23 protein-coding genes are annotated in these 20,636 nt (G+C 71.2%); 16 read left to right on the top strand and 7 right to left on the bottom strand.

Annotated elements, in window-relative coordinates:
• Positions 1-14: 14 nt before the first annotated feature.
• Positions 15-623 carry an RNA polymerase sigma factor gene (locus RI578_RS17130; RefSeq protein ID WP_310871889.1) on the top strand — a complete coding sequence of 203 codons (609 nt, stop codon included), beginning with the start codon at positions 15-17 and terminating at the stop codon, positions 621-623.
• Positions 620-1,546: a CU044_5270 family protein gene (locus RI578_RS17125; RefSeq protein ID WP_310871888.1), complete on the top strand. Its 927-nt coding sequence runs from the start codon at positions 620-622 to the stop codon at positions 1,544-1,546. Before RI578_RS17130 ends, RI578_RS17125 begins: the two co-directional genes overlap by 4 nt.
• Positions 1,547-1,561: 15 nt before the next feature.
• Here the strand turns inward: RI578_RS17125 and RI578_RS17120 are convergent, their stop codons facing one another.
• The 4 genes from RI578_RS17120 to RI578_RS17105 form a co-directional block, all read right to left on the bottom strand.
• The gene (locus RI578_RS17120) at positions 1,562-2,962 is read right to left on the bottom strand and encodes a condensation domain-containing protein (RefSeq protein ID WP_310871887.1); all 1,401 of its coding nucleotides are present in this window, start codon (positions 2,960-2,962) and stop codon (positions 1,562-1,564) included.
• 129 nt (positions 2,963-3,091) lie between these two features.
• The gene (locus RI578_RS17115; RefSeq protein ID WP_310871886.1) at positions 3,092-3,445 is read right to left on the bottom strand and encodes a hypothetical protein; all 354 of its coding nucleotides are present in this window, start codon (positions 3,443-3,445) and stop codon (positions 3,092-3,094) included.
• Complete coding sequence (locus RI578_RS17110; RefSeq protein ID WP_310871885.1) at positions 3,442-4,110, bottom strand: DUF6232 family protein; 669 nt, start codon at positions 4,108-4,110, stop codon at positions 3,442-3,444. The genes RI578_RS17115 and RI578_RS17110 overlap by 4 nt, the downstream gene beginning before the upstream one ends.
• Before the next feature lie 64 nt (positions 4,111-4,174).
• Positions 4,175-4,891 (bottom strand): MerR family transcriptional regulator, encoded by a 717-nt coding sequence (locus RI578_RS17105; protein WP_310871884.1) that lies wholly within the window; start codon positions 4,889-4,891, stop codon positions 4,175-4,177.
• Positions 4,892-5,005: 114 nt separating this feature from the next.
• On the opposite strand from RI578_RS17105, the gene RI578_RS17100 reads away from it, so the two are divergent.
• From RI578_RS17100 to RI578_RS17085, 4 genes are all read left to right on the top strand, one after another.
• Positions 5,006-6,619, top strand: a complete 1,614-nt coding sequence (locus RI578_RS17100; protein ID WP_310871883.1) for a carboxylesterase/lipase family protein — start codon at positions 5,006-5,008, stop codon at positions 6,617-6,619.
• Positions 6,620-6,930: 311 nt separating this feature from the next.
• Complete coding sequence (locus RI578_RS17095; RefSeq protein ID WP_310871882.1) at positions 6,931-7,803, top strand: hypothetical protein; 873 nt, start codon at positions 6,931-6,933, stop codon at positions 7,801-7,803.
• Between the two features lie 162 nt (positions 7,804-7,965).
• Positions 7,966-8,343: a VOC family protein gene (locus RI578_RS17090; protein WP_310871881.1), complete on the top strand. Its 378-nt coding sequence runs from the start codon at positions 7,966-7,968 to the stop codon at positions 8,341-8,343.
• A gap of 187 nt (positions 8,344-8,530) precedes the next feature.
• The gene (locus RI578_RS17085; RefSeq protein ID WP_310871880.1) at positions 8,531-8,869 is read left to right on the top strand and encodes an RICIN domain-containing protein; all 339 of its coding nucleotides are present in this window, start codon (positions 8,531-8,533) and stop codon (positions 8,867-8,869) included.
• A 23-nt stretch (positions 8,870-8,892) separates the two neighbouring features.
• Here RI578_RS17085 and RI578_RS17080 read toward each other — a convergent pair whose 3' ends face one another.
• Positions 8,893-9,273 (bottom strand): PLD nuclease N-terminal domain-containing protein, encoded by a 381-nt coding sequence (locus RI578_RS17080; protein WP_310871879.1) that lies wholly within the window; start codon positions 9,271-9,273, stop codon positions 8,893-8,895.
• A gap of 88 nt (positions 9,274-9,361) precedes the next feature.
• Here RI578_RS17080 and RI578_RS17075 point away from each other — a divergent pair, with 88 nt between their 5' ends.
• The 10 genes from RI578_RS17075 (at position 9,362) to RI578_RS17030 (ending at position 18,436) form a co-directional block, all read left to right on the top strand.
• Entirely contained in the window at positions 9,362-10,819 is a 1,458-nt protein-coding gene (locus RI578_RS17075) for a menaquinone biosynthesis decarboxylase (RefSeq protein ID WP_310871878.1), read from the top strand.
• The gene (gene mqnP, locus RI578_RS17070) at positions 10,816-11,721 is read left to right on the top strand and encodes a menaquinone biosynthesis prenyltransferase MqnP (protein ID WP_310871877.1); all 906 of its coding nucleotides are present in this window, start codon (positions 10,816-10,818) and stop codon (positions 11,719-11,721) included. Before RI578_RS17075 ends, mqnP begins: the two co-directional genes overlap by 4 nt.
• A gap of 31 nt (positions 11,722-11,752) precedes the next feature.
• Entirely contained in the window at positions 11,753-12,433 is a 681-nt protein-coding gene (locus RI578_RS17065) for a UbiX family flavin prenyltransferase (RefSeq protein WP_310871876.1), read from the top strand.
• A gap of 67 nt (positions 12,434-12,500) precedes the next feature.
• Positions 12,501-12,959 (top strand): Lrp/AsnC family transcriptional regulator, encoded by a 459-nt coding sequence (locus tag RI578_RS17060; RefSeq protein ID WP_121748517.1) that lies wholly within the window; start codon positions 12,501-12,503, stop codon positions 12,957-12,959.
• Between the two features lie 44 nt (positions 12,960-13,003).
• Entirely contained in the window at positions 13,004-14,167 is a 1,164-nt protein-coding gene (gene mqnE / locus RI578_RS17055) for an aminofutalosine synthase MqnE (RefSeq protein ID WP_210958070.1), read from the top strand.
• 173 nt (positions 14,168-14,340) lie between these two features.
• Positions 14,341-14,991 carry a UdgX family uracil-DNA binding protein gene (locus tag RI578_RS17050; RefSeq protein WP_310871875.1) on the top strand — a complete coding sequence of 217 codons (651 nt, stop codon included), beginning with the start codon at positions 14,341-14,343 and terminating at the stop codon, positions 14,989-14,991.
• Between the two features lie 16 nt (positions 14,992-15,007).
• Positions 15,008-15,532: a GNAT family N-acetyltransferase gene (locus tag RI578_RS17045; RefSeq protein ID WP_310871874.1), complete on the top strand. Its 525-nt coding sequence runs from the start codon at positions 15,008-15,010 to the stop codon at positions 15,530-15,532.
• Between the two features lie 100 nt (positions 15,533-15,632).
• Complete coding sequence (locus tag RI578_RS17040; protein ID WP_310871873.1) at positions 15,633-15,932, top strand: DUF4229 domain-containing protein; 300 nt, start codon at positions 15,633-15,635, stop codon at positions 15,930-15,932.
• A 315-nt stretch (positions 15,933-16,247) separates the two neighbouring features.
• Positions 16,248-17,600, top strand: a complete 1,353-nt coding sequence (locus RI578_RS17035; protein WP_310871872.1) for a dicarboxylate/amino acid:cation symporter — start codon at positions 16,248-16,250, stop codon at positions 17,598-17,600.
• A gap of 71 nt (positions 17,601-17,671) precedes the next feature.
• A complete protein-coding gene (locus RI578_RS17030; RefSeq protein WP_310871871.1) occupies positions 17,672-18,436 on the top strand; it encodes a TetR/AcrR family transcriptional regulator in 765 nt (254 codons plus the stop codon).
• Here RI578_RS17030 and RI578_RS17025 read toward each other — a convergent pair.
• Together RI578_RS17025 and RI578_RS17020 are read right to left on the bottom strand one after the other, a co-directional pair.
• Positions 18,424-19,287, bottom strand: coding sequence for a MaoC/PaaZ C-terminal domain-containing protein (locus tag RI578_RS17025; RefSeq protein WP_310871870.1), 864 nt, complete (start codon positions 19,285-19,287; stop codon positions 18,424-18,426). The two genes, RI578_RS17030 and RI578_RS17025, sit on opposite strands and share 13 nt — an antisense overlap.
• The gene (locus RI578_RS17020; protein ID WP_310871869.1) at positions 19,287-20,588 is read right to left on the bottom strand and encodes a 3-oxoacyl-ACP reductase; all 1,302 of its coding nucleotides are present in this window, start codon (positions 20,586-20,588) and stop codon (positions 19,287-19,289) included. The genes RI578_RS17025 and RI578_RS17020 overlap by 1 nt, the downstream gene beginning before the upstream one ends.
• Positions 20,589-20,636 lie beyond the last annotated feature (48 nt).

The raw sequence follows: 20,636 nt of genomic DNA, 5'->3' as shown, positions 1-20,636 counted from the left end.
ACAGGCAAGGGGATGTGGACACGAATCTGCGGAAACGCATCCGCGCGGGGGACCACGACGCCTTCGGTGATCTCTTCGACGCGTACGCGCGCTCCGTCTACAACCACGCCTTCCGTCTCACCGGCGACTGGGCGAGCGCCGAGGACGTCGTATCGCTGACGTTCCTGGACGCCTGGCGGTTGCGCGAGCGCCTCGACGAGGAGGGCGGATCCCTGCGGCCCTGGCTGCTCGGCATCGCCACCAATGTCACGCGCAACATCCGCCGCTCCGCCCGTCGGCACGTCGCCGCCGTCGCCCGCCTGCCCCGTGACGAGGCCGTGCGCGACTTCGCCGACGAGGTCGCGGGCCGCGTGGACGCCACCGCGCAGCTGGCCCTCGTCCGCACCGCACTGGAGCGGTTGCGGCGGCCGGAGCGGGAGGTGCTGGCACTGTGCGTGTGGTCGGGGCTCGACTACGGGGCGGCGGCAGAGGCGCTCGGGGTGCCCGTCGGCACCGTGCGGTCCCGGCTCTTCCGTGCCCGGACAAAGCTCGCAAAATATATGGAACCCACCGGCGGGCGCGGACAGATGAAAGGTGACGACCGCACCACCGCGGTCGGGCCCATGAGGGAGGGAAACCGATGAAGCAGCTTCCCGAGAAGGACCTTCCGCCGGGCCGTCACCGACTCCTCAAGGAGCATCTGATGACCGAGATCCGACGGGACGAAGAGACCGCCCGCACACCACGCCGATGGCTGCGCCCCGCGTTCGCCGCCGCGGCCGTCGCGACCGCAGCCGCCGTCACCGTCGTACTCCTGCCGTCCGGCGACGGCGATGCGAGCGCCAAGGCACCCAGCAGGGCCACGGTTGCCCTGCTGGAGAACATCGCGCTGGCGGCCGAGCACCAGGACGGCTATGGCGCCGTCCGCGACGACCAGTTCGTGTACGTGGACAGCAAGGTGTCCTACGCGCAGACCGAAGAGGGAGCGAAGACCAGGATCCCGCCCTTGCACCGGTTGGAGAGCTGGCACTCGGTGGACGGCTCCCGCAAGGGGCTGATGCGGGAGACGGGCCGGGGCGAGTGGACCACGGACGTCGACGCGCGGCCCGGCGAGCCCGGCTACGAGATCACCACCAACTACAAGCACCTGTCCAGCCTGCCCACCGACCCCGACGCGATGTACGAGTGGCTGCGGAAGACCGCCCCCGAGTACAGCGGTCAGGAGACGAACCAGGCCATGTTCGTCCTGGTCGCCGACCTGATCCGGGATGCCATCGTGCCCCCGGAACAGAGTGCCGCCCTCTACCGGGCGGTCGCTCGCATCCCCGGCGTCACGATCGTCGAGAACGCGGTCGACGCCGCCGGACGCAAGGGCGTCGCGATCACCCGTGAGGACCCGGACAACCCCACCCGCGACGAGTGGATCTTCGACAAGGAGACCCACCGGTTCCTCGGTGAGCGCAGTGTGGCCGACGAGGACTACTCGGATGTGGAGGAGGGCACCGTCACCAGCAACACGGCCGTACTGCGCCGGGCGGTGGTGGACGAGCCGGGCGAGCGTCCCTAGGGCCGACCGGCATCCCTAGGGCCTGGGACGGGCGACGTTCGTCACGACGTCCCGCAGCCGCTCCACGTAGAGGCTCAGGTTCTTGTGCGCGACGTCGGTGTCCGGGTAGCGGGCGGCGAACCACAGGCCCTCCGGGAGCCGGGTGATCCACGCGCACACCTGGTCGCCGTACGACACCCGCAGCAGGGCGTACGCCGACAGGTCCGGCCAGCGCCCGGCGCCCGGGACGTCGCGGGCGTCGACGTAGGACACGATCGAGTACAGGTCGGGGGAGGTGGGGTGGAAGTCCGTGCCGAGCAGGCGCAGCACCCGGTCGATCGGCATGCGGGACAGCCGTCGGTTGGCCTGTAGTTCGGCGCGGACGGTGCGCAGGGCGCTCGGGAAGTCCTGGGCCCGCGACGCGGGGACCTCGATCGGCGCGCCGCCCACGTACCAGCCCACCGACTCCGACCACTGGGACCGCGACCTGGTGTGGAACGGCACGACGGTGCGGTAGACGGGCTCCCCGCCGATCTCGTGGACCACCAGCGCGGTGGCGGCCAGGACACCGACCAGACTGCCGCCGTAGGGACGGCAGTACGCCTCGAACGCGGCGGCGTCGGCCGCGTCCACCAGCGGCTCGCGCATCAGCTTCTGCTCGGGCAGCGTCCCGCCGGGCTCCACGCCCAGGTCGACGGGGAAGGACGGCAGCCGTCCGTCGCACCGCCGGATGAACTCCCGCCAGCGGGACACGACGTCGTGGCCGCCGTCGATCCGGTCCGCGTCCGCCCGCTCGGCCTCGCAGAAGTCGACGTAGCTGCCGACCCGCGGCTGCGGCACGGTCCGGCCCTCGACGCCCGCCGTGTACAACTCGTGGATCTCGGCGGGGATGCGGTAGATGGAGTAGGCGTCGACGTTGCTGTGGTCGAAGGCCATGTACACGCTGACGCCGTCGTCGCGGACGACGGCCGTGTAGATGAGGTTGGGCCAGCGCAGCGCGTCCGCGACGCCGTCGAAGCGGTCCCGGAGGTGGCGGGCCAGTTCGGTCGCGTCCGGGAAGTCGCCGACGTCCTCGCGGTGCAGGGACACGGCCTCCGCCGCCAGCGTGAACCGGCGCATCGCGTCCTCGGTCCCGCCGCTCCAGCGGAAGCCGCTGCGCAGCGTCTCGTGCCGCAGGGTCCAGGCGCGCAGCGCCTCCTGGAGCGCGTCCAGGTCGACCGGTCCCGGGATGTCGAAGGCCGCGCCTAGCCAGGTCGGCACGAACAGGCCGTCGTCGCGGACCGACCGGGCCGTCCGGATGTGCGACTCCTGGATGTACGCCGGTGGCCGCGCGTCCTCGGGCAGCGCTGCCGCGACCTCGACGGTCGCCGGACTGAGCGTCCACTCGACGAGGCGCCCGGGCCGGATCTCGCAGCGGTGGATGTCGGTCAGTCGCACGAGGGGTCTCCGTTCGCAGATGTACAGACCCGACCAAGGGAATGCCGAGCCCGCGACCGCGCACATGGTGTGTCGGCACGGTTCAACGGAACGGATGGCCCCTCGAACGGCGGTACGGGGGCCGCGTCGTCAGCCGCCGAGCAGCCCGAGGACGCTGTTCACGGCCTCGACGACGGGCTGGCCGACCGCTCCCACCGTGGCGGCGATGCCCGCCACCGCCATCAGGGCGCGGTGCCGCTGCTGCGGCTGGGTGCCGGGAGCCGTGGTGATGTCCGGCAGGCAGTCGTCGATGGACTGCGCGCTGGCCGGTGGAACCTCGTTGCGCAGCTCGCGCACCAGCTCGACGAGTTGCTGGATCGCCGCCTCCAGGGCGGGGGACGCCTCGGACGCGGCGGGCGCCGCCTGGTTCTTGACGATGCCGGTGTTGCCGAGACCGCCGTGCATCGAGACGCTGTCGCCGAAGTAGTAGATGTCGCCGCTCATTTGTGCCCCACCCCCACGTTTCCGGATCCGCCGTACATGTTGACGTTGTCGCCGAAGTAGTAGTTCCTGGGATTGACCAGGAGTTGCTCGACGCTGACGTGGAACTCCGCCTCGGGGTTCTCGATGGCCCGCACGATGGGCGCGACGAGCCGGTCGAGGTGGTGCGGGTCGGCACTGGTCACCATCGCGAGGGACGGCCCGGACGTCTCCACCGCCAGGACGTACTGGGCCGGTGCCGTCAGTACGGAGAACAGCTCCACGATGCTGAACACCAGCGCCGCGATGGCCCCCAGCCAGACGAAGGTGAGGATGCCGCCGGCCGTCGAGCTGTCCGCGAGCGCCGTCAGCCCGGCGACGATGGTCAGTCCGAAGGCCACCGACAGGATCAGCGCCGTGCGCTTGAGGAACAGCAGCGTGGCTTCCTTGCGCCGGGGCGTCATGGTGAAGGTGTAGACCCGGGTGATGTTCTGCAGGGGGTACGCCGCCGCGCCGACCCACAGCAGGCGCTTGCTGACCCGCAGGTCGATGCCCCGCACGGCCTGCGGTGGCACGGCTGGCGGTGGCGGGATGTCGTACTGACCCGGTGGCTGGGTTCGCTGGCCGGGCGGCTGGAACACCTGCTGCGGGGGCTGTGTGCTCGGACCCGGTGGCGGGGCGCTCTCCATCGTCTTGCTGACCCTCCGTTGACTGATGAGCCGTCAGTGAGCGACCCATTAACCACGCAGGGTGTCACTGGTGCAAGTCGCCGAGATACGCGTGCAGTCGGCCCGCGCCGTCGAGGGTGGCCCGCGTGCGAGCCGTGAGCGCCTGCTCCCGGGCGGCGATCGCCGCCCGCAGGGCCGCACTGCTCCCCTCCCGCCGCAGCCCCTCCAGGACCGGCCTGATCTGGTCGAACAGGTAGTGGCTGCGGCGCAGGGCGCGCACGACCCGCGCGTCGCGCACGTCGGCGGGCCCGTACACGCGGTACTTCGTGCCCCGCTCCCGCCCGGGCGCGAGCAGCCCAGCCGCCTCCCACACCCGCAGCGCGGACGCCCGTACGCCGATCAGCGCGGCCACTTCACCGATGCGCAGGCCGTCACCGGAACGGGACGGTACCCCGGGTTCCTCATCGGCCAGCGCCTCCAGCGCCTCACTCGCGGCCCGCAGCGAGACCCGCTCCTCGTGCAGGGCGGCGTGCGCGGCGTCCACGAGGGCGAGTGCGCCGGGGACGTCTCCCTCGTGCACGGCCCGCATGACCCGCGTCGCGGTCACCGGCCCGTACCCCTTCCGCAGACCTCTGTACGTCAGCAGCGCGAGCCGGTGCGCCTCGCCGAAGACCCGGTAACCGGCCTCGGTCCGCCCGGCCGGGGGGAGCACGCCGGCGTCCTCGTAGTTGCGGATCTGCTGGGTCGAGAGACCGGCGAGGCGGGCGAGGTCGACGGTGCGCAGACGGCGGTCGTTCGTCATCGCGTCGAGGGTATGGGGCCGTGGGCGTGACTGGTGATTCACGCGATGCGGAGAAGGCGCCGGGACGCCGACACTGCGGTGACCGTGCCACCCGACCCGTACCCGGAGGTGCCGATGTCCGCTCCGCTCACGAGACGCAAGGCAGGAAGGACGACCCGAGGACCGTCGTCGTGGAGGCGCCGCCTGCGCGGGGCGCTGGCCGGCGCGTTCCTGCTGTCGGCGGCCGGTCCGGTCGCCGCACCCGCCGCCGCGGCGGCGGACGGTACGACCGTCACCACCCGGTACGGGCAGGTGCGGGGCGAGACGGGCGAGTCCGCGAACGCCTACCTCGGCATCCCCTACGCCGCGCCACCGGTCGGGGACAGGCGGTGGAAGCCGCCCGCCCCGCCCGCGCGCTGGGCGGGCGTCCGCGACGCCACGGCCCCCGGCGACCCCTGCATGCAGGCGGACTCGTCCACCCCCTGGGGCGATCTGGCCGGGCCCGGCACCCCAAGTGAGGACTGCCTCTACCTCAACGTCCACACCCCCGCCGAGCGCTCCCCGCGCGAGAAGCCCGTGATGGTCTGGATCCACGGCGGCGGCTTCACCATCGGCTCCGGGACCTTCTACGACGGCGGTGAACTGGCCGCCCGCGGCGACGTGGTCGTCGTCACCCTCAACTACCGCCTCGGTGCCTTCGGTTACCTCGCCCACCCGGACCTGGCGGGCGAGTCACCGGAAGGCGTCTCCGGCAACTACGGCCTGCTCGACCAGCAGGCGGCACTGCACTGGGTGCGGCAGAACATCGCCGCGTTCGGCGGCGACCCCGGCAACGTGACGATCTTCGGCGAGTCGGCGGGCGGCGGCAGCGTCTGCCAGCACCTCGTGTCCCCTCGCACGCTCGGCCTGTACGACCGTGCCATCGCCCAGTCGGGCTGCGGCTTCCCCTTGCCCACCCAGGAGTCGCAGCAGCGCACCGGCGCCTCCTGGGCCGACTCGCTGGGCTGCGCGGACGTGGCCTGCCTGCGCGCCGAACCGGCCGGTGAACTGCTCACCGCCGCACTGAACCCCGGCGCCCGCTGGGTCCCCAACGTCGACGGCCGCGTACTGCCGCTCCAGATCCCGGACGCGCTGGAGAAGGGACGCTTCCACCGCGTCCCCGTCCTCCAGGGCACCACCGCCGACGAGGGCCGCCTCACCGTGGCGACCACGTACGACTTGGCCGGCCGCCGACTCACCGCCGCCGGATATCCGGTGGCCGTCCGCGCCCTCTACGGCGACCGGTCCGACGCGATCCTCGCCCGCTACCCCCTGTCGGACCACGGATCCCCGGCCGAGGCCCTCGGCGCGATCCTCACCGACTCCCGGTTCGCCTGCCTCCAGTCCCGCACCGCGGAGCTGATGGCCGGCCACACCCGCTCCTACCAGTACGAGTTCGCCGACCGCCAGGCCATGGACTACCTGAACCTGCCGATCAGCTTCCCCCTCGGCGCCCCGCACGGCTCCGAGATCCGGTACGTCTTCGGCGGCGTCGCGGGCACCCCCGCCCAGAACGCCCTCGCGGCGAAGATGATGGGCTACTGGACCAACTTCGCGCACACCGGCATCCCGTACGCGGCCGACGCCCCGCGCTGGAACCAGTACCCGAAGGTGCAGGTGCTCGCCCCGGAGGCCATCACACGGTCGACGACCTTCCCCCAGGACCACGAGTGCGACCTGTGGCTCCAGGGGACCCCGGCCCGCCCATGACCGGCTCCAGCACGGCGTAGTCCGGTGCCGGGTCTCCTGTGTATGCCCGCGCTGCCACTCCTCCACCTCCTCCGGACCCGGACAAGGCCCGGAGGAGGCACCGCAGTCGGTCTCGTCCCCCGACACGCAGCGCGCCTCGTGCGGCGCCGATTCACTCGCCTGGGTGAACATCACCGGTCGGGCTGGCTTTCCGGGCCCCCAACTCCCTTACGCTCGGCGCATCAACCGCTGGCATATGACCGGCAACCACTTGGCCCTCGCAGCCCGCTTCCCCCTGGGCAACTGCGACGGCTGAACAAGCAAGGATCCCCATGGTCAGCCCCTCCCACGAGGCGATGCACCGCATCTTCCAGCACGACCCCGGGCTCTTCAGCCGCGTCTCCCGCTTCCTCGGTGTCGACATCCCCAGACCCATCGGAGCGACGGCCCTGCCCACCGACCTCACCGAGGCAAGCCCCGTCGAACGCCGAGTCGACACACTCCTGCGCTTCGAGACCGCAGAAGAGGGCCCCTTCCTCCTGGCCGTCGAGGCCCAGGGCAAGAAGGACCTGGACAAGCCCGCGAGCTGGGCGTACTACGTCTCGTATCTGTGGACCAAGTACCGCCTGCCTGCCGCGCTGCTGGTCGTCTGCCAGGACTATGCCACGGCCAAATGGGCCCAGCAGGCCGTGAGCAGTGGTCCGCCCCAACTACCCACTCTCACCCTGCGGCCCGTGGTCGCCGGTCCGCACAACATGCCGGTGATCACCGACCTTGAGGAGGCCCGCGCCGACCTGGTGCTCGCCAGCCTGGCGGCCATCACACACGCTGCCGAACCGGCCATCAATGAGATACTGAAGACCCTGTCCACCGCTTTGCGGGACGCGCCGGAAGATGTCGCGGACCCCATCATCGAATTCACCGCACAGGGCCTGGGTAACCGCCCGGCCAGTCGCCTCTGGAGGAACCTGGTGGCCGTGGACCTCTCCTTCTACAAGTCGTACATCTCCGAAGAGATCCGGGACGAGGGCCGTGCTCAAGCCGGCGCCGAGGCTCTCCTGATCGTCCTGGAGCAGCGCGGCCTCGCCGTCTCCGACGACGTGCGCGGACGCGTCACGGCGTGCGGTGACCCCGAGATCCTCCGCCACTGGCTCGCCCGAGCCGTCACCGCGCCCACCGCCGAGGCGGTCTTCGAAGGCGAGTGACCCGGCGGGAGCCGGTGGCTCCCCGCCGCGGTCGGCACCGTCCCGCTCGCCACGACCTGGCTGTGAGCCGCCGCCGCTCCGCCGGAAAGCGGACATGTGCTGACCTACACCGCGCCTAGCGTGCGGTCACGTCAGCCGGCCCCGCCGACCAGGAGCGAACCCGTGAACCTCGTCTCGATCCGCATCATCACGGGCGACGTCGCCCGCCTCGTCGACTTCTACGAGCGCGCCACCGGCGTCCGCGCGAACTGGGCCACCGAGGACTTCGCCGAACTCCGCACCGGCTCCGGCACGCTCGCGATCGGCAGCACCCGGACGGTGCCGCTCTTCGCCCCCGGCTCCGCCCATCCGGCCGACAACCGCAGCGTCATCATCGAGTTCCGCGTCGACGACGTGGACGGCGTGCACCGGAACCTGGTCGGCTTCGTGGACGACGTCGTCAAGGAGCCCACGACGATGCCCTGGGGCAACCGGGCGTTCCTGTTCCGCGACCCGGACGGCAACCTGGTCAACTTCTTCACTCCGGTGGCCGGCGGCTGACTCCCGTCATGCGCGTGATGCGGGTGACGCGGCTTCACCAGACGTATACAGCACCGCACTTGGGGCCGCCGTGCTAAAGATGTAGCTTCCCGTCAGTGGCCGTTCCGGGCCCACGCGGGAGCACGCGGCAGCAGGTGAACGGGGACAGAGTTGAGTGGGGAAGCCGGATCAGGCCTCACGGGCAGTGGTGCCGAGCCGTTGGAGGACGACGACCCACGGCACCCCCATCGACGACGGCGCCTGCTCTGGCGACATCGCCGTCTTCCGCTTCCAGAGCACCGGGGACGGCGCCTTCAGACTCCTCAACGTGGGAACAGCCGACTGCGTCCACGCCAGGAGCGCGAACGCCTGGCTGGTCAGGGCCGCCTGCGGTCAGGCGGGAGGAGAGTGGAAAGAGGGGGCGAACGGCTCGCTCAGGAACCTCACCACGGGTGGCTGCCTCGACCTCAACCGCAGGGCGTCCATGATCGGCCTGACGACCACGACCTGCACCGGCTCCGCCTCCCAGCGCTGGACCAGGATCTGACGGCGGAGCGGATCGGGGGAGGCTCAGGCCTCGTCCCGCTTGTCGCCCTTGCGGTCCTCGTCGTCCTCGGGGCCGCTCCGGCCGGTGTCCCGCGGGCCGTCCTCGCCCCGGTCCTTGTCCGCGTCGCCGGGCTGGTCGCCCAGGGACTTCAAGAACTCCGGATTGTCGTCCGGCGCGACGAACCGCCGCCGCCCGCCGCCCTGCCAGGGCGAGGCGCCGGCCGCCTGCCGCTTCTTGCCGGCGATGAGCCAGGAGATCGAGCCGACCAGCGGGAACAGCAGCACGAGGATCGCCCACAGCGGCTTGGGGATGTGCCGGATGTCGGCGTCCTTCGTACTGATGCAGTCGATGAACGCGTAGACGCTCAGTGCCAGTGGCACGAGGAACATCAGCACCCGGAGCATGGGCCTCTCCAGCGGAAGCGGTGGGCTGGGGACGCGTCACGGCCCCCAGGTACAGGGCCAGGGTAGCCGCTCGGGGATACTGGACCGCATGGCTTACGACGATCTTCGCTCGCTGCTCAGGGCACTGGAGCGCGAGGGCGACCTCAAGCGCATCAAGGCCGAGGTGGACCCGCACCTGGAGGTCGGGGAGATCGTCGACCGGGTGAACAAGGCCGGCGGCCCCGCCCTCCTCTTCGAGAACGTGAAGGGCTCCGACATGCCCCTCGCGATGAACGTCTTCGGCACCGACCGGCGCCTGCTCAAGGCCCTCGGCCTGAAGTCGTACTCCGATATCTCGGACAAGATCGGCGGCCTGCTCCGCCCCGAGCTGCCGCAGGGCTTCGTCGGCGTGCGCGAGGCCTTCGGGAAGCTCGGCGCGATGACGCACGTACCGCCGAAGAAGGTGAAGCCGGGCAGCGCGCCCGTGCAGGAGGTCGTCCTCACCGGCGACGACGTGGACCTCGACCGCCTCCCCGCCCTCTTCACGTGGCCGGACGACGGCGGCTCCTTCTTCAACCTGGGCCTCACCCACACCAAGGACCCGGAGACGGGCATCCGCAACCTGGGCCTCTACCGCCTCCAGCGCCACGACAAGCGCACCATCGGCATGCACTGGCAGATCCACAAGGACAGCCGGAACCACTACCAGGTGGCCGCCCGGCGCGGCGAGCGCCTGCCGGTCGCCATCGCCTTCGGCTGCCCGCCCGCCGTGACGTACGCCTCCACCGCGCCGCTCCCCGGCGACATCGACGAGTACCTCTTCGCCGGGTTCCTCCAGGGCAAGCGGATCGAGATGGTCGACTGCAAGACCGTCCCGCTCCAGGTCCCGGCGCAGGCGGAGGTCGTCATCGAGGGCTGGCTGGAGCCCGGCGAGATGCTCCCCGAGGGACCCTTCGGCGACCACACCGGCTTCTACACCCCGCAGGAGCCGTTCCCCGCCCTGAAGATCGACTGCGTGACGATGCGGAAGCGCCCGCTGCTCCAGTCGATCGTGGTCGGCCGCCCGCCGACGGAGGACGGCCCGCTGGGGAAAGCCACCGAGCGCTTCTTCCTGCCGCTGCTGAAGATCATCGTCCCGGACATCGTGGACTACCACCTCCCCGAGGCCGGCGGCTTCCACAACTGCGCGATCGTCTCGATCGACAAGAAGTACCCCAAGCACGCCCAGAAGGTCATGCACGCCATCTGGGGCGCCCACATGATGTCCCTCACCAAGCTGATCGTGGTCGTCGACTCCGACTGCGACGTCCACGACCTGCACGAAGTCGCCTGGCGCGCGCTCGGCAACACCGACTACGGCCGTGACCTCACCGTCGTCGAAGGCCCGGTCGACCACCTCGACCACGCCTCCTACCAGCAGTTCTGGGGCGGCAAGGCGGGCATCGACGCCACGAAGAAGCTGCCCGAGGAGGGGTACACGCGGGACGGGGGCTGGCCGGACATGGTGCTGTCCGACCCGGAGACGGCGGCGAAGGTCGACCGCCGCTGGAAGGAGTACGGACTGTGACGTCGGCTTCCGCCGCGCTGCCGCAGCAGCCGGGGCGCACCAAGGCGTTCCTGCGCCTGGTGATGATCGAGCACTCGGTCTTCGCGCTGCCCTTCGCCTACATCGCCGCCCTGACCGCGATGTACATGTGGGACGAGAACATCCACTGGGGCCGGCTGCTCCTGGTCACCGTCGCGATGGTCGGCCTGCGCACCTTCGCGATGGCGGTCAACCGGATCATCGACCGGGAGATCGACGCCCGCAACCCGCGCACCGCCCACCGCGAACTGGTCACCGGCGCCATGTCGGTCAAGCACGCCTGGACCGGCGCGCTGATCGCCCTCGTCGTCTTCCTCGGCGCCGCCGCCCTGCTCAACCCACTCTGCCTGGCCCTCGCCCCCATCGCGGTGATCCCGATGGTGGTCTACCCGTACGGCAAGCGGTTCACGAACTTCCCGCAGGCCATCCTGGGCCTCGCCCAGGCGATGGGCCCGATCGGCGGCTGGCTGGCGATCACCGGCGAGTGGTCCTGGGAGGCCGTGATCCTCGGCCTCGCGGTCGGCATCTGGATCGGCGGCTTCGACCTGATCTACGCCTGCCAAGACGTCGAGACCGACCGGCAGGTCGGCGTGAAGTCGGTCCCGGCCCGCTTCGGCGTCCCGGCCGCGATCTGGGGCGCCCGCGCCTGCCACACCGTCACCACGGCCCTTTTCGTCTGGTACGCCGTCGCCACCGACGCCGGTGTCCTCTTCTGGCTGGGCCTGCTGATCGTCGCGGGCGCGTTCGGCTACGAGCACACCATCGTGCGCCCGACCGACCTGACCCGCCTGAACAGGGCGTTCTTCTCGGTCAACGGCTTCATCGGCATCGCCCTGTTCGTGTGCGCGCTGCTGGACCTGCTGGTGCGGGGCCTCACTGTCTGAAAACCCTGAGCCTGCGACTAGGCTCGGCATCATGAAGCCAGGACAGACGCAGCGCGCGCCTTGGATCGTGGGGGTGTCGGGGGCATCCGGTACGCCGTACGCGGCGGCGGTACTGCGGGCGTTGCTCGCCGCGGGCGAGAGCGTCGACCTGGTGGTCAGCCGGGCCTCGCGGCTCACCCTGCTCGACGAGACCGGCATCTCCTTCCGGGACGCCCACTGGCGGACCGACCTGCACACCTGGCTGTCCCGGGGCGCCGACGGCAAGCCCGGCACCTTCGACGTCGACCTGGCCGGCGACCGGGTACGGCACTGGAGTGCGGGCGACCTCGCGGCCGGGCCGTCCTCGGGGTCGTATCCGGCCAAGGGCATGCTGATCGTGCCCGCGTCGACGGCCTCGGTCGCGGGCGTCGCGCTCGGGCTGTCGAAGGACCTGCTGCAGCGGTCGGCGAGCGTGACCCTGAAGGAGGGGCGCAAGCTGGTCGTGGCCGTGCGGGAGACCCCGCTGGACGGCCGGACGCTGCGGCACCTGGTGACACTGGACGACGCGGGCGCGACCGTGGTGCCCGCCTCGCCGGCCTTCTACGCGGGGGCGACGCACATCCAGGACCTGGTGGACTTCGTCGCCGGACGCGTCCTCGACGCGGCGGGTGTCGAGCACGACCTCTACCGCCGCTGGCGCGGCGACCTCGGCGGGGCCCGCCCCACCACCTGAGCACCACCTCCCCCCACACGTTTGTTACCCACATCTTCAGAACTCTTCAGTGGAAGGCTTCGATCGCATGGACGCGGTGGACAGGCAGCTCATCCAGGCTCTCAGGGAGAACGGCCGGGCCTCCTACGCCGAGCTGGGGCGCCTCGTCGGACTGTCGGGACCCAGCGTCACCGACCGCATCAACCGGCTGGAGGCGGCCGGTGTCATCACCGGCTACCGGGCCACCGTGGACGCCGCCTCGCTCGGCCTCGGCGTCACCGCCCTGATCGGCGTCTCGCTCTCCGACGCCGCCGACCACGAGGACGTGGCGCAGCGCCTGCGGGACCTGCGGGAGATCGAGGACTGCTGGTTCATCGCCGGCGACGACTCCTACATGCTCAAGGTGCGCGCGGCCGACGTGGACGGCCTGGAGAGCATCATCCGCCGGCTGTCGGGCACGAAGGGCGTGTCCAGGACCCGCACGACCATCGTGCTCTCCACCAAGTGGGAGAACCGGGTGGGCGAGCTGCCGGAAGAGGTCCAGTAGCAGAGGCGTACGGTTTACGAGTCAGTCTCAGAAAGAGGTATCGCATGGACGCCGGGCTCAAGCGGGAGCTGGAGCAGAAGGTCCGCTCCGGGGAGCGGCTGACCCGCGAGGACGGCATCGCGCTGTACGAGTCGGACGACCTGGCCTGGCTCGGCGGCCTCGCGCACGAGGTGCGGACGCGGAAGAACGGCGACGTCGTCCACTTCAACGTCAACCGCCACCTCAACATGACCAACGTGTGCACCGCCTCCTGCGCGTACTGCTCCTTCCAGCGCAAGCCGGGGGAGAAGGACGCGTACACGATGCGCATCGAGGAGGCGGTGAAGCTCGCCAAGTCGATGGAGGGCGAGAACCTCACCGAGCTGCACATCGTCAACGGCCTGCACCCGAACCTGCCGTGGCGCTACTACCCGCGCTCGCTGCGGGAGCTGAAGGCCGCGCTGCCCGACGTCTCGCTCAAGGCCTTCACGGCCACCGAGATCCACCACTTCGAGACCATCTCCGGGATGTCCGCCTCCGACATCCTCGACGAGCTGATCGACGCCGGTCTGGAGTCCCTGACCGGCGGCGGCGCCGAGATCTTCGACTGGGAGGTGCGGCAGCACATCGTCGACCACCGCACCCACTGGGAGGACTGGTCGCGCATCCACCGCCTGGCGCACGAGAAGGGTCTGAAGACCCCGTGCACCATGCTCTACGGCCACATCGAGGAGCCGCGCCACCGCGTGGACCACGTACTGCGCCTGCGCGAGCTCCAGGACGAGACGGGCGGCTTCCAGGTCTTCATCCCGCTGCGCTACCAGCACGACTTCGTGGACATGCAGGACGGCAAGGTCCGCAACCGGCTCCAGGCCCGCACCCAGATGGCGACCGGCGCGGAGGCCCTGAAGACCTTCGCCGTCTCCCGGCTGCTCTTCGACAACGTCCCGCACGTCAAGGTCTTCTGGGTCATGCACGGCGTCCAGACGGCCCAGCTGGCCCTCCAGCACGGCGCGGACGACATGGACGGCTCGGTCGTCGAGTACAAGATCACGCACGACGCGGACGACTTCGGCACGCCGAACAAGCTGACCCGCGAGGACCTGCTCGACCTGATCCGCGACGCCGGGTTCCGGCCGGTCGAGCGCAATACGCGGTACGAGATCATCCGGGAGTTCGAGGGGCCCGACGCGGGGCGTCGGGAGTCGCCGCAGCCGATGCGGGTGTGAATTTCCGGTTGTGTCTCGGGTGCGGGTGATCTGTGGCTGGTCGCGCAGTTCCCCGCGCCCCTTGAGGCACGCGCGCTGGACGCCCCGAAAGGGGCGCGGGGAACTGCGCGAGCAACCCCCACTCAGCCGCACTCGGCATGGGTCCGCAGGACAACGGCGGGTACCCGACTCCCATGTCCGCCACCCTTGCACCAGAGGACGCCTACACCGCGACCCCGTTCGTGCCGACCCGCGGCGGCCTCCCCGCCCTGCGCAAGGCCGCAGCCGAGTGCAGAGGCTGCCCCCTGCACCGGGACGCCACGCAGACGGTCTTCGGCGCCGGCAAGGCCACCGCCCGCGTGATGTTGATCGGCGAGCAGCCCGGCGACCAGGAGGACCGGCAGGGCAAGCCCTTCGTCGGCCCCGCCGGGGGCCTGCTCGACCGGGCGCTGGCGGACGCCGGCATCGACCCGGCGGACGCCTACGTCACCAACGCCGTCAAGCACTTCAAGTTCACGCGGGCAGAGCCCCGCAAGCGCCGCATCCACAAGGCGCCCACCCTGCGCGAGATGACCGCCTGCGGCCCCTGGCTGGCCGCCGAGCTGGCCCGCGTGGAACCCGAACTGATCGTGGTGCTCGGCGCCACGGCCGGCAAGGCGCTGCTCGGCTCGTCCTTCCGGGTCACGCAGGTGCGCGGCACGGTGCTGGAGGAGGAGATCCACGGGCGCCCGGAGCGGCTGGTGCCGACCGTGCATCCGTCGGCGGTGCTGCGGGCCGAGGACCGGGACGGGGCGTACCGGGGCCTGGTCTCGGATCTGAAGGTGGCCGCACAGGAACTCGCGTAATGGTTACTATTGCTGCGTGTCCCTTACCTTCACCTTCGATCCGCCCGTCACCCCCGACCTCCGCGACGGCGTACTCGACCTGTGGACCGACGTCTCCAACGCGGGCGGCTCCGTGGGCTTCGTGCCGCCGGTGACGCGGGAGGACATCCGCCCCGAGCTGGTCAGACACATGGTGGGCATGGCCGAGGGCCGTACCCGCCTGCTCGTCGGCCACGACGAGACGGGGCGAGTGGCCGCCACCGCGTTCCTCGCCCTCAACACGCACCGGCTGATGACCCACTGGCTGTGGTTCTACACGGTGATGGTCCACCCCCGTCACCAGGGCCGGGGCTACGGCCGGGACCTGATGGCCGCCGCCGCGGACGCGGCCCGCACCGTCCCGGGCGTCGAGGCGATCCGGCTCACCTGCCGGGGCGGCCTCGGCCTGGAGCGGTTCTACGAGTCCTGCGGCTACAAGGAGGTCGGCCGGGTGCCCGGCGCGATCCGCGTGGCGCCGGGCGACGACCGGGACGACGTCTTCATGCTGCTGCCGCTGACCTGAGCGCGTTCCCGTCGCGGACCGACCCCCGTGAAAGATCGGCGACCCGGCATGTTTCACTGGACAGTGCCTCTTTGTGCCAGAAACGGAAGAGTGGATTGAGATGCTCCGCTACACGCTGATGCGCCTCGGGATCTTCGTGGGCTGCCTCGTCGCGGTCTGGGGGCTCGTCTACGTCGGCGTGTTCCCGCGCGGCCTCGGTGACTCCAACGGCATGTGGATCATCCTGCTCTCCCTGCTGATCTCGGCCCCCATCAGCTACGTCGCGCTGCGCAAGGAGCGGGACCGGGCCTCGGTCCAGGTCGTGAGCCGCGTGGACCGCATGAAGGCCAACCTCGACGCCAGTCGCGGCCAGGAGGACACCGCCGACGACTCCGCACGGGCGCAGGGTCAGACCTCGTAACGTCCGTCACGCACCCGCAAGCCCCGGTTTCCGAATTCGCAGGAAACCGGGGCTATCTGCGTTTTACGGGCAGTAGACCTCTCCTGCCTCTCAAAGAGAGGCTTTGGGGGTCTCAAAGCACAGGTGTTAAAGTCGTGTGCATGAAGCACGCAGCCGCGCCCCACACACCGCCGAGCCTCGCGCTCGTGGCGCGCCTGCACGTGGACCTCTGTCGGTGCGCGTCCGCGAACTGTCGCCCCTGACGTTCCCCCCTCATCCGTCGTTCTCCACGTCAGCCCTGCGCGTCCGTCCCCGCGTCCCGTCCCCCTACGGAGCATGTCCGTGTCTTCAGTCACGAGCGTCAAGAAGTACCTCAAGGTGCCCTTCTGGGCCCAGATACTCGCCGGTCTCGTCCTCGGTGTGCTGCTGGGCTGGCTGGCCCGCAGCCAGGACATATCCTGGCTGGTCACCACCCTGGAGAAGGTCGGTGACACCTTCATCGGCCTGCTGAAGCTGGCCGTCGCACCGCTCGTCTTCTTCGCGATCCTGGTGTCGATCACCAACCTGCGGAAGGTCAACAACGCGGCCCGCCTGGCGTCCCGCACCCTTCTCTGGTTCATGATCACGTCACTGATCGCGGTGGCCATCGGCCTCACCATCGGCCTGCTCACCAACCCCGGCGCCGGCACCGGCCTCACCCCGGCCGACGGCGCGAAGCCCGAGAACACCGGGTCCTGGATCGACTTCCTGACCGGCATCGTGCCGACCGACGTCATCACGCCGTTCACCGAGTTGAACGTCCTCCAGATCGTCTTCATGGCCGCCGTCGCCGGTATCGCCGCCCTCCAGCTCGGCGAGAAGGCCCAGCCGATCCTGAACCTGAGCGAGTCCGTCCTCGCCCTCCTCCAGAAGGCCCTGTGGTGGGTCATCCGCCTCGCCCCGCTCGGCACCGTCGGCCTCATCGGCAACGCCATCGCCACCTACGGCTGGGACCTCATCGGCAAGTACGCCACCTTCACCGCCGACATCTACGTCGGCTGCGCGATCGTGATGTTCGTGGTCTACCCGCTGCTGCTCGCCACCGTCGCCAAGGCCAGCCCCCTGCAGTTCTTCAAGGGCGCCTGGCCCGCGATCCAGCTGGCCTTCGTCTCCCGCTCCTCCGTGGGCACCATGCCGCTGACCCAGAAGGTCACCGAGCGCCTCGGCGTACCGAAGGAGTACGCGTCCTTCGCGGTGCCGTTCGGCGCGACGACCAAGATGGACGGCTGCGCCGCGATCTACCCGGCGATCGCCGCGATCTTCGTCGCGCAGATCTTCGACATCCAGCTGGGCATCGGCGACTACCTGCTGATCGCCTTCGTCTCGGTGGTCGGTTCCGCCGCCACGGCCGGTCTCACCGGTGCCACGGTCATGCTGACCCTGACCCTGTCCACCCTGGGCCTGCCCATGGAGGGCGTCGGCCTGCTCCTCGCGATCGACCCGATCCTGGACATGATGCGCACGGCGACGAACGTGGCCGGGCAGGCGCTGGTCCCGGTGATCGTCTCGGCCCGCGAGGGACTGCTCGACCGCAAGGCCTACGACGCGGCGCACAGCTCGCCGATCGACGAGCCGGAGCGGGAGCGGGAGCAGGAGCAGGAGCAGGAGCAGGAGAAGCAGGCGTCGGAGCCGGTTCCGGCCGTCGTCTGACCGACGTGTTCCAGGTGCCGGCGTCGCGCTGACGTCCTGATCACCGCCGCACGGACCGTACGCTGATTCGCATGGGTGCTGGGAAGACCAAGCGGATGCCGCGTGCGGTCCGTGAGCAGCAGATGCTGGACGCCGCCGTGAGCGTCTTCGGGCGACGCGGGTACATGGCGGCGTCGATGGACGAGATCGCCGAACTGGCGGGTGTCTCCAAGCCGCTGGTGTATCTGTACCTGAACTCGAAGGACGACCTCTTCAGCGCCTGCATCCGCCGCGAGGCCCGCGCCCTCACCGAGGCGGTGCGGGCCGGTGTGCGTCCGGGACTCTCCGCCGACGGGCAACTCTGGTCGGGGCTGCGGGCGTTCTTCACGCACACCGCGCGCAACCCGGACGCCTGGCGGGTGCTGCACCTGCACGCCCGTACCCACGGCGAGCGGTTCGCGGCCGAGGTGGCGGCGATGCGGGAGGAGATCGTCGCGTTCGTGACGCAGCTGATCGCCGCGGCGGCACGGGACGCGCACCGGGACCCGCACCTGCCCGAGGACGAGGTCGCCGGGCTGGCCGAGGCGCTGGTCGGCGCCGCCGAGTCGCTCGCCGACTGGGCCGGCGCCACGGAGGGCGTCACCGCCAAGCAGGCGGCGGCGACCCTGATGAACTTCGCCTGGGCGGGCCTGGGCGACCTGATGGGGGGCCGGCCCTGGTCCCCGCCGGAGGATCCCGAGCCGGAGCCGGCGGCGCATGCGACCCCGGACCAGGCGACCCCGGACCAGGCGACCCCGGACCACGCGGCCCCGGACCACGCGGTCCCGGTTCGGGCGGCCCCGGTTCAGGCCGGGTAGGGCCCGACCTCGCCGGACAGGTGCAGCCGCCCCTCGTCGCCGCGCAGCTCGAACCGCCCGTCCCCGGCCCCGTACGTCACCGTGCCCGGCAGCAGCACCGGCGCCCGGAAGTCCGCCCGCACCACGGCCGCGTCCGGCGTCCCGTGCTCGGCGAGGCACCGGGCCACGGTCCACATGCCGTGCGCGATGGCCCGCGGGAAGCCGAACAGGCGGGCGGTGAGCGGGTGCAGGTGGATCGGGTTGCGGTCCCCGGACGCGGCACCGTAGCGCCGTCCGACGTCACCGGCGAGGCGCCATTCGGCGCGGGCGGGGAGGGCCTCGGGGTGCGCGGCGGACGATTCCCCGGGAGTGTGTCCGGCTGTGCGGTGCCTGGCCAGGTAGGTGCTGCGTGACTCCCACACGAGGTCCGTGCCGGCCCGCAGCTCCGTCACGACCGTGGCCTCGGTCCCGCGCCGGTGCGGCGCCAGGCCCTCGACGTACGCGGTGAGTTCGTACTCGGCGGTCGCGGGCATGGTGGTCCGCCGGGTGATGCCGATCGACGTGTGGACGAGCCCGGGCAGCGGCAGCGGGAAGTCCCGGCCGCTCATCAGCCGCATGGCCATCGGGAAGGCCAGCACGTGCGGGTACGTCACCGGAAGCGCGTCCGCCCCCGTCGGGAACCCGCACACCCTCTCGTAGGCGGCCAGCCGCGCGAGGTCCACGCGCAGGCCGGGCAGCACCAGCCGGGTACGGGGGAAGTCCGCGTCCGGACGGGGCCGCTTGAGGGGCGACAGCAGGGCGCCGCGCAACAGAAGCGGCGGGAGGGCGGGGGCGCCGGTCAGCGTGTTCGTGGTGCGGGCCGCGGTGGTCATCACGCCCCCAGCAGGCTCTGGCCGCAGACCCGCACGACCTGGCCGTTGACCGCGCCCGAGGCCGGGTGCGCGAGCCAGGCGGTGGTCTCGGCGACGTCGGCCGGCAGGCCGCCCTGGGCGAGGGAGTTCATGCGGCGGCCGGCCTCGCGGATGAACAGGGGGACCGCCGCGGTCATCTTCGTCTCGATGAACCCCGGCGCGACCGCGTTCACCGTCACCCCGTGCTCGGCGAGCGCGCGCGGCGCGAGGGAGCGGACCAGGCCGGCGATCCCGGCCTTGCTGGCGCCGTAGTTGGTCTGGCCCGCGTTGCCCGCGAGGCCCGCGATGGAGGCCGTCGCGACGATCCGGCCGCCCCGGTTCAGCGTGCCGGCCGCGAGCAGCGCGTCCGTGGTGCGCAGGACGCTCGCGAGGTTGACGTCGAGGACGGAACTCCAGCGTTCGGCGTCCATGTTGACCAGGCGCCGGTCGCGGGTGATGCCCGCGTTGTGGATCAGGACGTCGAGCCCGCCGGGCAGGGCGGCGGCGATGCGTTCGCCCGCGTCGGCGGCGGTGATGTCGAGCGCGAGGTCGGAGCCGCCGAGGCGCTCGGCGACCTTCCGGGCCTCCTCCTCGGCCCGCGGCACGTCGAGGACGACGACGTGGGCGCCCTGCCCGGCCAGCGTCGCGGCGACCGCCGCGCCGATGCCGCGTGCGGCGCCGGTGACCAGCGCGGTGCGTCCGGCGAGGGGGAGGTCCCAGTCGTCGGGGGCGGTGACCGGTGTGTCGGCCGCTTGGACCTCGATCACCTGGCCGCTGACGTAGGCGGAGGCGGGGGAGAGGAGGAAGCGCAGGGTGGACTCGGCGGCGTCCGTGTCGGCGTCGCCGAGCCGGACGAGGTTGACCGTCCTGCCCCCTCCGATCTCCTTGCCGAGCGAGCGCGTGAAGCCCTCCAGCGCCTGCTGGGCGGCGGCCTGGTGGTGGTCGGCGGGGTCGAGCGGGGCGCCGAGCACGACCACCCGGCCGCTCGCGGCGACGGACCGTACGACGGGGTGCAGCGCGGCGTGCACCTCGGCGAGCGAGTCGACGTCCCGGACTCCGGTGGCGTCGAGGACGACGGCGGCGGGGCGTCCGGCGTCGTCCGGGCCGAGTCCCGTGCGGGTGAGTACGGGGGCGAGGTCGAGGTCCGACTTGCCCGCGGTGAGGTGCAGCAGGCCGCCGGTGAGTGAGCGGCGTTCGAGTGGGGCGGGCTGTGGGAGTCCCAGCCGGCGGGTGAGGAAGCGGCCGGGTGCGGTGCCCGTGAAGCTGAGATAGCGGTCGGCCATGTCCTGTCTCCCCAACGACTCTGTCGTGCCCACGAGTGCCTGCTCTTG

Origin of the sequence: Streptomyces sp. BB1-1-1, assembly GCF_031597775.1 — a bacterium.
In the GTDB taxonomy this organism is placed as follows: domain Bacteria; phylum Actinomycetota; class Actinomycetes; order Streptomycetales; family Streptomycetaceae; genus Streptomyces; species Streptomyces thinghirensis.
The sequence above is the reverse complement of the archived record's forward strand: the minus strand, read 5'-3'. Positions and strand labels throughout refer to the sequence as shown.